Annotated in this window: 12 protein-coding genes; 6 read left to right on the plus strand and 6 right to left on the minus strand. The window is 65.0% G+C overall.

The features are described from left to right. The 3 genes from otsA (at position 1) to purC (ending at position 2443) form a co-directional block, all read left to right on the plus strand. The gene (otsA, locus tag ATN00_RS14445) at positions 1 to 1404 is read left to right on the plus strand and encodes an alpha,alpha-trehalose-phosphate synthase (UDP-forming) (protein ID WP_062065943.1); all 1404 of its coding nucleotides are present in this window, start codon (positions 1 to 3) and stop codon (positions 1402 to 1404) included. After that, positions 1405 to 1527 (plus strand): hypothetical protein, encoded by a 123-nt coding sequence (locus ATN00_RS24220; RefSeq protein WP_257541942.1) that lies wholly within the window; start codon positions 1405 to 1407, stop codon positions 1525 to 1527. It begins immediately after the preceding gene. 133 nt (positions 1528 to 1660) lie between these two features. Beyond that, the gene (gene purC, locus ATN00_RS14450; protein ID WP_062065946.1) at positions 1661 to 2443 is read left to right on the plus strand and encodes a phosphoribosylaminoimidazolesuccinocarboxamide synthase; all 783 of its coding nucleotides are present in this window, start codon (positions 1661 to 1663) and stop codon (positions 2441 to 2443) included. A 23-nt stretch (positions 2444 to 2466) separates the two neighbouring features. Here purC and ATN00_RS14455 read toward each other — a convergent pair whose 3' ends face one another. Then, entirely contained in the window at positions 2467 to 3219 is a 753-nt protein-coding gene (locus ATN00_RS14455; RefSeq protein WP_062065948.1) for a sulfite exporter TauE/SafE family protein, read from the minus strand. Positions 3220 to 3360: 141 nt separating this feature from the next. On the opposite strand from ATN00_RS14455, the gene purS reads away from it, so the two are divergent. Together purS and purQ are read left to right on the plus strand one after the other, a co-directional pair. Continuing rightward, positions 3361 to 3594, plus strand: coding sequence for a phosphoribosylformylglycinamidine synthase subunit PurS (gene purS, locus ATN00_RS14460; protein WP_062065951.1), 234 nt, complete (start codon positions 3361 to 3363; stop codon positions 3592 to 3594). A gap of 3 nt (positions 3595 to 3597) precedes the next feature. Continuing rightward, positions 3598 to 4272 carry a phosphoribosylformylglycinamidine synthase subunit PurQ gene (gene purQ, locus ATN00_RS14465; protein WP_062065952.1) on the plus strand — a complete coding sequence of 225 codons (675 nt, stop codon included), beginning with the start codon at positions 3598 to 3600 and terminating at the stop codon, positions 4270 to 4272. 220 nt (positions 4273 to 4492) lie between these two features. On the opposite strand, the gene ATN00_RS14470 is transcribed toward purQ, so the two are convergent. From ATN00_RS14470 to ATN00_RS14490, 5 genes are all read right to left on the minus strand, one after another. Continuing rightward, complete coding sequence (locus ATN00_RS14470; RefSeq protein ID WP_062068851.1) at positions 4493 to 6601, minus strand: GumC family protein; 2109 nt, start codon at positions 6599 to 6601, stop codon at positions 4493 to 4495. 14 nt (positions 6602 to 6615) lie between these two features. Beyond that, a complete protein-coding gene (locus tag ATN00_RS14475; protein WP_062065955.1) occupies positions 6616 to 7329 on the minus strand; it encodes a polysaccharide biosynthesis/export family protein in 714 nt (237 codons plus the stop codon). 138 nt (positions 7330 to 7467) lie between these two features. Next, the gene (gene wecC / locus ATN00_RS14480; protein WP_062065958.1) at positions 7468 to 8763 is read right to left on the minus strand and encodes a UDP-N-acetyl-D-mannosamine dehydrogenase; all 1296 of its coding nucleotides are present in this window, start codon (positions 8761 to 8763) and stop codon (positions 7468 to 7470) included. A gap of 238 nt (positions 8764 to 9001) precedes the next feature. Next, positions 9002 to 10114 (minus strand): non-hydrolyzing UDP-N-acetylglucosamine 2-epimerase, encoded by a 1113-nt coding sequence (gene wecB / locus ATN00_RS14485; protein WP_062068853.1) that lies wholly within the window; start codon positions 10112 to 10114, stop codon positions 9002 to 9004. Between the two features lie 54 nt (positions 10115 to 10168). Then, positions 10169 to 11017, minus strand: coding sequence for an ABC transporter permease (locus ATN00_RS14490; RefSeq protein WP_062065961.1), 849 nt, complete (start codon positions 11015 to 11017; stop codon positions 10169 to 10171). Between the two features lie 115 nt (positions 11018 to 11132). On the opposite strand from ATN00_RS14490, the gene ATN00_RS14495 reads away from it, so the two are divergent. After that, the gene (locus tag ATN00_RS14495; protein WP_062065964.1) at positions 11133 to 11816 is read left to right on the plus strand and encodes a GcrA family cell cycle regulator; all 684 of its coding nucleotides are present in this window, start codon (positions 11133 to 11135) and stop codon (positions 11814 to 11816) included. Positions 11817 to 11850: the final 34 nt, after the last annotated feature.

The following is an 11850-nucleotide window of genomic DNA, read 5'->3' on the forward strand; positions in this document are numbered from 1 at the left end:
ATGAGCCGTTTGATCGTCATATCCAACCGGGTGAGCCGTCCTGGCAAGTCGGGCAATCAGGGCGGGCTTGCCGTCGCTTTGTCGCAAGCCCTGCGGGAAAGCCGCGGCATCTGGTTCGGATGGTCGGGCGAGGTGACGGACCATTTTTCCGGCCAGATCGGCTTTGCGGAATATGACGGCGTCAAGACCGCGACCATCGACCTCGAAGAGCAGGATGTCGACGAATATTATAATGGATACGCCAACCGGACGCTGTGGCCGCTATTCCACTTCCGCATCGACCTCGCCGAGTATGAGCGCGATTTCGAAGGGGGTTATAACCGCGTCAATCAACGCTTCGCCGACTGCGCCAATCCGCTTATAGAGCCGGAGGATGTCGTCTGGGTGCAGGATTATCACCTCATCCCGCTGGGCCAGATGTTCCGCGACCGGGGCCTTCGGAACCGGATGGGCTTCTTCCTCCACATCCCCTGGCCGCCCACGCGCCTGCTCGTTTCCCTTCCCCATCACAGCAAACTGGTAAGCAGCCTGTTCGCCTATGACGTGATCGGCTTTCATACCGAGGAATGGCTCGAATCCTTCCGCCACTATGTCGAAAAGGAAATGGGCGGCACGGTGAAGGGGGATTATGTCACGCTGGGCGACCGCACCATTCAGGCCGTCGCCTGTCCCATCGGCATCAACGCGCAGGCCTTCGCGCAGGCCGCCGCCAGCGAAGCGGCGCAGCGGATGCACAAGCAGGTTCGCGCCTCCCTGCAAGACCGCGCCCTGATCGTCGGCGTCGACCGGCTCGACTATAGCAAGGGGTTGGAGGAACGCTTCAACGGCTATGCCCGCTTCCTCAAGGATCATCCCGAACATCACCGCAAGGTCGTGCTGGCCCAGATTGCCCCGCCCTCACGCGGGGAGGTGGAAAGCTATCAGCAGATCCGCGCCACGCTGGATGCGCTGGCAGGGCGGATCAACGGGGAATATAGCGATGTCGACTGGACCCCGATCCGCTATGTGAACCAGGGTTATCCGCGCGACCAGCTTGCGGGCATCTACCGCGCCGCCCGGATCGGCCTGGTGACGCCGCTGCGCGATGGCATGAACCTTGTCGCCAAGGAATATGTGGCCGCGCAGGATCCGGACGATCCCGGCGTCCTCATCCTCTCCCGCTTTGCCGGCGCCGCGCTGCAACTCAAAAGCGCGCTGCTCGTCAACCCCTACAGCCCGGAGGAGATGTCCGACGCCATCACCCGCGCGCTCGACATGTCGCTCGAAAAGCGGAAGGCACGCTGGCGCGCGATGATGGACAGCGTGGAAAAGCAGGACATAAGCTGGTGGCGGGAAACCTTCACCGGCTTGCTGATGGACGCGCAGGGCCATGTCGAAACATCCGAAGCGGAACCCGCCAGCTAGATGGAGGACGAACCCACCGGCCTGATCGCCGCGCTCCGTGCGCGTTCGGGCGTCCTGCTTGGCGTCATCGGCCTCGCCGCATGGATCGCGCTGCTCTGGTTCATGTTCGGCGACGTGCTGTAGGGGCTGACGGCACGCCGATTGCACCCCTGCCTGCTTTGGTCTATGGGCGGCCCAAGCAGCCCCGGCACCCGCTGATCCCCTTCGATTCGCGTTTGCCGGGGCGGATTCTTTTTCAGGAAAGACAGGAGCGCGCATGGCTCGTCGCCGCCAGATCTACGAAGGCAAGGCCAAGATCCTTTACGAAGGGCCGGAGCCCGGCACGATCATCCAATATTTCAAGGATGACGCGACCGCCTTCAACGCGCAGAAAAAGGGCACGATCACCGGCAAGGGCGTGCTCAACAACCGCATTTCCGAGCATATCTTCACCCTGCTCGGCCAGATCGGCGTGCCCACGCACTTCATCCGCCGCCTCAATATGCGCGAACAGCTGGTGCGGCAGGTGGAAATCGTGCCGATCGAAGTCGTGGTCCGCAACGTCGCCGCCGGATCGCTCAGCAAGAAGCTGGGGATCGAGGAAGGCACCCAGCTTCCCCGCACCCTGATCGAATATTGCTACAAGGACGACGCGCTCGGCGATCCGCTGGTGTCGGAAGAACATATCGCCTGCTTCGGCTGGGCCACGCAGGAAGAAATGCACGACATCGCCGACATGGCGATCCGCATCAACGATTTCATGTGCGGCCTGTTCGCCGCCATCGGCATCCGCCTGATCGACTTCAAGCTGGAATTCGGCCGTCTGTGGGACGGCGACTTCAGCCGGATCATCCTGGCCGATGAAATCAGCCCGGACGGCTGCCGCCTGTGGGACATGGCCACGGGCGAGAAGCTGGACAAGGATCGTTTCCGCCGCGACCTGGGCGGCGAAGTCGAAGCCTATCAGGAAGTCGCCCGCCGTCTGGGCCTGCTGCCCGAAGGCGCGGATACGACCGTGCTCGACCTCGACACCCACCGCAAGAAGCGCAGCAAGGACTGATCATTCCGGCGGGCGCGCTTTCCTCAAGCAAGGATCGCGTCCGCCATCAGCTTGAAGCCCAGCAGCACCATCAGCACATAGATCAGCGTGTAGAAACGCGCCGGGTCGACCTTCTTCACAAGCACCACGCCCGCGAAAGTCGCCGCGATGGCAATCGGCGCCAGCATCGCCGTCGCCAGCAGATTCGCTCGCGTGAACTCGCCCAGCGCGGCATAAGCGGGCACCTTCATCCAGTTCATCACGGCAAAGGCGATGGCGGTCGTCCCCACCAGCACATCGCGCGGCAGGCGCTTGGGCAGCACCCACATCTGAAAGGGCGGCGCGCCCGCATGCGCGATCTGGCTGGTGAAGCCCGTCGCCACGCCGAACAGCACCCCCACCCAGGCGGGAGAGTTGGACGGCAGCACGATGGCCCTGCCCCGCTCGACCCACAGCCTTTGCAGCCCGAACAGAACGGAAATCGCGCCCAACACGCCCAGAACGGCGGTTTCGGGCACCTTCGCCGCGAACAGATAGCCCAGCAACACGCCTATCGCCATGCCCGGCAGCATGACGGTCAGCACATGCCGGTCCCAGCTATGCCGGAACGCCCAGACGCTGACCGCGTCCTGCAATATCAGGATCGGCAACAGGATCGCGGCTGCCCGCACCGGATCAATCGCCAGCGCCATGATCGGCATCGCCAACGATCCGATCCCCGCGAACCCGCCCTTGGCGAGTCCGGAAATGATGACAGCGATGATGGCGCAGGCATAATAAAGCAGGGAGGAATCCATGCGCTCGCCTAAAGCAGGTCGGCAGGCGGGTGAAAAGCCCCCGCACCCTTTCGCGCGCAGCGGGAACGGCATATCCTCTTGCCTGCGCGGCCTCTCGCGCCTAGGGGGATCGCGAAAGCCATCCACGGAGTTTCCTGTCTCATGAAAGCCCGCATCTTCGTCACCCTCAAGGGCGGTGTCCTCGATCCGCAGGGCAGGGCGATCCATCATGCGCTCGAAGGGCTCGGCTTTGCCGGCGTCAATGAAGTGCGCGCCGGCAAGCTGATCGAACTGGACCTGGCCGATGGCACCAGCGATGAGGATATCGACGCCATGTGCCGCAAGTTGCTCGCCAATACGGTGATCGAAAACTACCGCATCGAAAAGGTGGCCTGAGCCATGAAAAGCGCCGTCATCGTCTTCCCCGGCAGCAACTGCGACCGTGATCTGGCGGTGGCGTTCGAGGCAGCTACGGGCGCGAAGCCCGCAATGGTGTGGCACCGCGACACCGAATTGCCCGCCGACATCGACCTGATCGGCGTGCCCGGCGGCTTTTCCTATGGCGACTATCTGCGCTCCGGCGCGATGGCCGCGCGCTCGCCGGTCATGCAGGCGGTGGCGAAGGCGGCGGACCGCGGCGCCTATGTGCTGGGCATCTGCAACGGCTTTCAGGTGTTGACCGAAAGCGGCCTGCTCCCCGGCGCGCTGCTCCGCAATGCGGGCGGCCATTTCGTCTGCCGCGACGTGGCGCTGACCGTCGAAAACGCCCAGAGCGCCTTCACCAGCCGCTATGATGCGGGCGAAACGGTGACGTATCCGGTCGCTCATCATGACGGCAATTATTTCGCGGACGCCGCAACGCTCGATCGCCTTGAAGGCGAAGGCCGCGTGGCGCTGCGCTATGCGGAAAGCGTCAACGGCTCGGCCCGCAACATCGCGGGCATCCTCAACGAAGGCGGCAATGTGCTGGGCATGATGCCCCACCCCGAACGCGTCATTGAAGCCGCTCACGGCAAGACTGACGGCCGCCGCCTGTTCGAGGGCTTGGTGGAAGGCCTGATGACCCGCGCCTGAAAGGGAGCGGTCGAACGTTATTCAGACGAACGGCCGGTTTCGGCCATTCCCGACACTCGTTCGCCCTGAGCAGGGGCTGAGCTTGTCGAAGACCCGTATCGAAGGGTTCTGCACGACATCAGTCCTTCGATACGCCACTTCGACTTCGCTCAGTGGCTATTCAGGGCGAATGGATTTGAGTGTCCGCAAATCACCCGATCACCCATTCTGAACGCAGCCACTATCCGCCCCGATGATAGTCATAATCATAGGCGCGGCCCTGCTGCTTGGTCAGGATGCCGCCGATGATGCTCCCTCCCGCCCGGCGCAGGCGCTCGACAGCGACCCGCAGCCCGCCATGATGGTTGCGGCCCCATTCGACCACCAGCACCGTCGCCTGCGCCTTCGCGCCAAGCAGCGGCGCATCGGCAAGCCCAAGGATCGGCGGCGCATCGATCAGCACCGTATCGAACGCCTCGCGCGCATGGTTCATCAGCGCGTCGAGAGCCGGAGTCGCCAGCAACTCGCCCGGATTGGGCGGAATGGCGGCGCAAGGCAGGATCGACAGGCCCGCCACGCCCGTTTCCATGATGGCGTCCTCCACCCTCGCCTGCCCGGTCATAACCTCGCTGATGCCCAAAGCGGGAACCAGCCCGAACAGGCGATGCTGCACCGGCCGGCGCATGTCCGCATCGACCAGCAGCACCTTCTTCCCCAACCCCGCCAGCGCCCGCGCCAGCGCGTTGAGCGTAAGCGACTTGCCTTCCCCCTCCTGCGCGCTGGTCACAAGGATGGAGCGCGGCAGCCCTTCCACCGAAGCCAGCAACAAGGATGAAGCGATGGGGCTGAAAATCTCCTGCGGCTGCGCCCGGTCGCCCGTCACCGGAACAGCGCCCAGCATCGGCAGGCCGACCCGTTCGCTTAACGTCTCGCCTGACGTCACGGCGTCGTCGAACATATGGCGCAACGCCACCAGCAACAGTCCCAGCAACAGCCCGCCCAGCGAAGCCAGCAGCATCGTGCGGCCGACATTGGGCGACGACGGACGGGCAGGCACCGCCGCGCGATCCAGCGGCTGAATGCGGCCCGCCTGGAAACCGGCCTGCGAAGCCATGTCGCGATAGCGTTGCAACAGGCTGTCATGCAGCAGCCTGAACGTGTCGACCGAACGCTCCATGATGCTGATCTGCACGTCGCGCCCACGCTCTACCTGCGCCTGCCGCTCCAGATCCTTGATCTCCGACGCGATCTGCTTTTCGCCATGGACCGCGACGTCATATTGTTCCTTCAGCGAAGCGCGGATCGTGTTCGCCATCGCCTGCGCCTGGTCGTCCAGCGCCGCCAGCCGCGCCCGCGCTTCGCGCATTTCGGGATGATCGTCCTTGCGGAACTGCCGCTGCCGGACCAGATCGGCCCGCGCTTCGGCACGCTCGGCCATCAGTTGCTGCATCGCGCCGTTGCCCAGCACTTCGGGCAGGGTTTCGGCGCTGGACAGGCGCGCGCTTTCCCATTTCTTCGCCGCCGCTATCCGCTCTGCCGCCGCCTGCGCGCGAAATGCGTTGAGCTGCGCCAGCCGCGCCGTGACCGACCCTTGCGGCGTGGGCGCGGCGGCATCGCCCTCACCCTCGCCATCGGCCGCCGCAGGCGTGCCACCCACCCGCGCGGCATAAACCGCCAGATCGCGCTCCGCCCGTTCCAGGTCCTGCCGCGCGCCGTCCAGTTCGCCGAGCAGGAAACGCCGCGCCTGCACGCCCGATTCGAATCCGCGTTTCAGGTCGGCGCGGATCAGGCTGTCGGCGTAGCTGTTGGCCACCCGCGCCGACAGCACCGGATTGGCGCTGGTGAAGCTGATATGGATGACCCGCGACTTGCCGGGCAGGTCTATATCCAGATTGTCGCGCAGCAGACTGAGGACGGTTTCCTGCTCGACCTGACGCTGGCTGAGCGATCCCGCACCCTGTTCAGGGCGCTTGCGATCCATCCCGTCGAAGAAGGTCCGCCCCCCGACCAGAGCCAGTTCGCGCGCCACCTCTTCGGCCAGCGCGCGGCTGCGGAGCACTTCCAGTTGCGTTTGCATCAGGGATTCGGTGTCGCCCGGCGCATTGGGCCGCTGCATTGCCCCCGCGCCCGCTGCGCCCGCTGGCACATCTTCCACCTCGACCGATGCGGTCGCGCGATAATCCGGCGTCGCCATCAGGATGAAGATCAGGCCCGCCAGCACGCACAGCGCCATGGTGACGAACAGGATCACGCGATTCCGCCGGACGATGGCCCAGCTTCGCCGCGCCGCCGCGACCATGCGCGCGGGCCGCCCCTCCTGCGCGAGCATGGCGTCCTCTTCGGCGATCATGCGGCGCATCTCCCTCATTTGCCGTCCAGCGCGATGAAGCCCGTCGCCAAAGCGGGTGCGGCCAGCAAAGCGCCGCCCAATATCGCCTTGGCGCGGGACAGGCCCACGATCACCATGTCGCCCGGCAGGATTTCCGGGTCGGCGGCTTCCCCCTTGCGGATTTCGGAGAGGTTGAACATCGCCGCCTTGCGCTGCCCCTGTTCCTCTCGCACCACGACGATCTGGCCCAGACTGGCGAGCCGTGTCGGCCCCTTGGCCATCGCCACCGCCTGGCTGAGCGTCAGCCGCCCGTCAAAGGGGAACAGCCCCGGTTCGCGCACTTCGCCATCGACGGTGATCCGCCGCCCTGTCGCCTGCTTCACGAACACCGTGACCTGCGGCGACACCAGATAGCGTTGCCCGAGCCGCCCGGCGATGACATCCGACGCCTCGCCCGCGGACAGCCCGGCCACGGACACGTCGCCGACCAGCGGCATCCGCACCATGCCCGCCGCCGTCACCCGCGCATCTTCCAGCGACAGGCCCGGTTCGTGATAGATGCTGATGCGAAGGACATCGTCGGGCGCGATCCGGTAGTCCATGCCGACGGCGGGCGCCGCGGGAATGGCGGCATAGGCATCCTTGCCGCGCGGCGCATCCTCCACCGTGGAGCAGCCCGCCGCCAACGCGCAAAGCGCGGCGCAGGCCCATACTCGCCTCCTGCCGTGGAAAGACCGCTTCATCCGCATCCGCCCGGACACCCCTTTTTATCCAGCGCCGCCCCGGCAAAGGGACGGCTGGGGTTGGGGGTTAGCGGCGCGTTGCTCGCATGGCAACCGCCGGTCGGACCGGACGCGCATCCATGACGATGGCCGGCGGCGCGTCCGTCAGATCGCGATGCGCCCTGTGGCCGCCTCGGGAATCCGGCGCGGCTGGTCCGGCCAGATGCCGCGCGTATCGTAAACCGCCTTGTCGGCGCGCTCGTCCACGGGGACGGATTTGAACATGTCATGATCGACAAGAATGACGAAAACGCCACATTGTTCCAGAGCCGTATCGAGGTCCATCAGTTCCGCGCCGGTGCCCGCAAACTCCATGGGCAGCGCCTGTGCATAGGGTTCGACCAGCCTGATCCGCCGCCCATAGCGCCGCGCCAGCCGCGCTGCGACCTTGACCGCCGGGCTTTCGCGGAAGTCGTCGATATTCGGCTTGAAGGCGAGGCCGAGGCAGGCGACCGTTTCGCCCGGAAATGCGTCGATCAGGTCGGAAGCCTTTGCGACCACATAGTCGGTCTTGCCATCATTCACTTCGCGCGCGGTTCGGATCAACCGGGCATTTTCCGGGTCGCCATGCACGATGAACCAGGGGTCGACCGCGATGCAATGGCCGCCCACGCCGGGGCCGGGTTGCAGGATATTGACGCGCGGATGCCGGTTGGCGAGGCGGATCACCTCCCACACGTCTATATCCATCCGCTCGGCGATCACCGACAGTTCATTGGCGAAGGCGATGTTCACATCGCGAAAGCTGTTCTCGACCAGCTTCACCATTTCGGCCGCGCGCGCGGTGGTGGTGATGCACTGCCCCCGCACGAACTGGCGGTAAAAGGCCAGCGCCTTGCGCGCGCAGCGCGGCGTGATACCGCCAATGCAGCGGTCGTTGTCGATGAGTTCGACCAATATGCGTCCCGGCAGCACGCGCTCGGGGCAATAGGCGATGGCGATGTCGCCCGCAACGCCGGGGCCGGGCATTTTGAGGTCCGGCCGAAGCTGCGCGAACAGGTCACGCATCGCCTCTGTCGTTCCTACCGGAGAGGTGGATTCGAGGATCACCACGTCCCCCGCCTTCAATACCGGCGCGACCGTCCGCGCCGCTTGGAGCACATGGGAAATGTCGGGCGCGCGGTCTTCGGCCACGGGCGTGGGCACCGCGATGATGAATACGTCGCTCGCCTCCACTGCAAGACTGGCGCGCAGATGACCCCGCGACACCACGCCCTGCACCAGTCCGTCGAGATCGACCTCCTCAATATGCACACGGCCCGAATTGACGGTTTCCACGACATGCGCGCTGACATCCACGCCCACGACCTGTGCGCCTCCACGCGCGATCAACGCGGCGGTAGGCAGGCCGATATAGCCAAGACCAATGACGGAAACCTTCTGCTTGGTGTCGACGGGCATGAAACGATCCTGAAAAGCCTGTGATTTCGCTTTCGTTTCTGCCGGGAAATGCTGAAGATTTCGGTAACGACCGCTTGCCTGCGGACCTGATATTGATTTTGATTAAAAATAATTAACCGGCGAATAGCCCTTTGGGGGATGCGTTGCGGCTGCACATATGTCACTGACGGCGCGTCCTTCTGCCCGACAGCAAGATGGATATGTCCCTCGCCCCATCCCTTGCGGGCGGGGGGCAGTTTCATGCCGCCGCGATGATGCCGGCGATCCGCTCCGCCGCCTTGCCGTCACCGAAGGGATTATGCGCCCGCGCCATCGCGCCATAGGCCGCATCGTCGTCCAGCAGCGTCAGCACTTCCCGCACGATGGCCGCCCGGTCGGTTCCCACCAGCTTCGCCGTGCCCGCCGCCACGCCTTCGGGCCGTTCGGTCGTCTCACGCATCACCAGCACCGGCTTGCCCAGCGAAGGCGCTTCCTCCTGCACCCCGCCGCTGTCCGTCAGCACCAGATGGCACATGTCCAGCAATCGCACGAAATGCGGATAGTCCAGCGGTTCGATCATCGCGACATTGGGCAGATCCGCCAGCACCGCATCCATGACCGGGCGCACATGGGGATTGGGATGCACCGGAAAGATCACCGCGACATCGGGCCGCTCCGCAATATCGGCGATGGACCGCGCAATCGATTCCATCCCGCCGCCGAAATTTTCCCGCCTGTGGCTGGTGACGGCGACGATCCGCTTGCCTGCAAAGCGCGCCGCCAGCCCATCCAGCCCCGCCGCCAGAGACGGCTGTGCCAGCACCCGCTCCCGCGTGGCGAGCAGCGCGTCGATCACCGTATTGCCAGTGACATGGATGCCCTTCGCATCGCGATTTTCTTTCCGCAGCGCATCGGCCGCCGCGTCGGTCGGCGCGAAATTCATGTCTGCGATGCAGGCAACCACGCGCCGGTTCACTTCTTCCGGCCAGGGATGATGAATGTCCCCGCTCCGCAGCCCCGCTTCCACATGGGCCACCGGAATCTTGCGATAATAGGCTGCAAGGCTGGCAACCATAGTGGTCAGCGTGTCGCCATGCACGACCACCCGATCCGGCTTTTCCGCATCGAAAGCAGCGCCCAGTTCCACGATCAGCTTCGCCGTCAGCCCGTCCAGCGTCTGATTGGGCGTCATCACGTCCAGATCGACGTCGGCCGTAACCCCGGCAATCTCCAACACCTGATCCAGCAAACCGCGATGCTGCGCCGTCACGATGACGCGCATATCCACATGTGCCCGCGCCTTGAGCGCATGGATCACCGGAAACAGCTTGATCGCTTCGGGCCGAGTCCCGAAAACCAGCGCAACCTTCATCATCATCCCTTTGTCTGCTTCATCTCCCTTTGCAGACAAAGGTAACGATGGCGTTTACGCCTTGAGCTTCCATCCCTTTTTGAGCAGCGCGTAGCACAGCAGCCCAAGACCGATGTTGAGCGCCAGCAGCACGATGCTGCCCACCACCACATCGCCGTCGGTTGCGGCAACGAAGCCATAGCGGAAGCCCGAAATGGCATAGAAAAACGGATTGGCGTGACTGATCGCCTGAAACACCGGCGCCAGTCGGTCGATCGAATAGAAGGTGCCGGACAGCAGCGTCATCGGCCCGATCACGAAATTGGTGATCGCGGCGGCATGGTCGAACTTGTCGGCCCAGATCGACGTCAGCACGCCGATGAAGGCCGTCAGCCCCGCGCCCATCAGCCCGAACCACAGGATCGCCCAGGGGTGCGCCGGGGTTACATGCACGCCCGGCCACAGCGCCATCGCGCACCACAACGCCAGACCCACGGCAAAAGCGCGCGTTACCGCCGCTCCCACCAGCGCCAGCAACAATTCACTACTCGACAGCGGCGGCATCAGATAATCGACCAGCGTTCCCTGCATCTTCCCCGCCAATAGGGAAAAGCTGCTGTTCGCGAAGGCATTGTTCATCATGCCCATGATGATAAGGCCCGGCGCGATGAAATCGGCAAAGGGCACGCCCAGCACCTGCCGCCCCGCCCCGCCCAGCGCGAGGGTGAAGATGACGAGGAACATCAGCGTCGTGACCGCGGGCGCCCAGACCGTCTGGAGCTGCACCTTCATGAAGCGGCGCACTTCCTTGGCGTAGAGCGCGCGCGTGCCCGCCCAGTTCACGTTGCGGATGACCATCACGCCCGGTTCGTGAAAAGGCGCGGCGGCAGGGACAGAGGCTGCAATTTTGGACTGGTCGTTCATGACTGGATCGACTATCGGCTGGGCGGATAACCCGCAAGGATGTTGTGCGCGGATTTGAACCCGCGCCTTCGCGCCCCATATAGGGTGCAATTCTTGGAATGTGAGGAGTTTTTCATTGTCCTGGACCGACGAGCGCATCGACCAGCTCAAGGCTATGTGGGAAAAGGGCCTGACCGCCAGTCAGATCGCGGAAGAGCTGGGCGGCGTCAGCCGCAACGCGGTGATCGGCAAGGCGCATCGTCTGGGCCTGCAATCCCGTCCTTCCCCGGTGAAGGCGAACGAAGCGCCGAAGAAGCCCGCTGCCCCGCGCAAACCCGCGCCCGCTGCGGCTCCCGCGCCTGAAGCCGCGCCGCGCGCCGCCGCGCCCGCGCCGCAACCCGCGCCCGTGCGCGCTGCGGCGACACCGGCGCCCGCGCCCTCCGGCGCAGCAGCGGCCACGCCGTCGCAACCCGCCGCGCCTCAGCCGCGCATCATTTCGGTCGGCCCCGGCGGCTTTCTGCGTCAAGGGCCGGGCGACCAGCAGGCACCCATTCCACCCGCGCCGCCGCGCCGTCTCGTCCCCGCCAAGCCCAGCCCGGAAATCGCGGACAAGACATCGCTGCTCGACCTGACAGAGCGCATCTGCAAATGGCCGCTCGGCCATCCGGGCGAACCGGACTTCCATTTCTGCGGTGAAGCGGTGAACCCCGGCTTCCCCTATTGCGTCGATCATTGCGGCCGCGCCTATCAGGCGCAACTGCCGCGCGGCACTCGCCGCCCGCCCCCGCCGCTCCCCTTCGGCGGCCCGCGCGTGCGCTGAGCTTCACGAACAGAAGGGCTGGTTCCGAACAGGA

Origin of the sequence: Sphingobium baderi, assembly GCF_001456115.1 — a bacterium.
GTDB classification, from domain to species: Bacteria; Pseudomonadota; Alphaproteobacteria; order Sphingomonadales; family Sphingomonadaceae; genus Sphingobium; species Sphingobium baderi_A.

Excerpts from the sequence above, each read along its gene's own strand:
- otsA (WP_062065943.1), top strand. The coding sequence starts at position 1 with ATGAGCCGTTTGATCGTCATATCCAACCGGGTGAGCCGTCCTGGCAAG.
- ATN00_RS24220 (WP_257541942.1), top strand. The coding sequence starts at position 1,405 with ATGGAGGACGAACCCACCGGCCTGATCGCCGCGCTCCGTGCGCGTTCG.
- purC (WP_062065946.1), top strand. The coding sequence starts at position 1,661 with ATGGCTCGTCGCCGCCAGATCTACGAAGGCAAGGCCAAGATCCTTTAC.
- ATN00_RS14455 (WP_062065948.1), bottom strand. The coding sequence starts at position 3,219 with ATGGATTCCTCCCTGCTTTATTATGCCTGCGCCATCATCGCTGTCATC.
- purS (WP_062065951.1), top strand. The coding sequence starts at position 3,361 with ATGAAAGCCCGCATCTTCGTCACCCTCAAGGGCGGTGTCCTCGATCCG.
- purQ (WP_062065952.1), top strand. The coding sequence starts at position 3,598 with ATGAAAAGCGCCGTCATCGTCTTCCCCGGCAGCAACTGCGACCGTGAT.
- ATN00_RS14470 (WP_062068851.1), bottom strand. The coding sequence starts at position 6,601 with ATGATCGCCGAAGAGGACGCCATGCTCGCGCAGGAGGGGCGGCCCGCG.
- ATN00_RS14475 (WP_062065955.1), bottom strand. The coding sequence starts at position 7,329 with ATGCGGATGAAGCGGTCTTTCCACGGCAGGAGGCGAGTATGGGCCTGC.
- wecC (WP_062065958.1), bottom strand. The coding sequence starts at position 8,763 with ATGCCCGTCGACACCAAGCAGAAGGTTTCCGTCATTGGTCTTGGCTAT.
- wecB (WP_062068853.1), bottom strand. The coding sequence starts at position 10,114 with ATGAAGGTTGCGCTGGTTTTCGGGACTCGGCCCGAAGCGATCAAGCTG.
- ATN00_RS14490 (WP_062065961.1), bottom strand. The coding sequence starts at position 11,017 with ATGAACGACCAGTCCAAAATTGCAGCCTCTGTCCCTGCCGCCGCGCCT.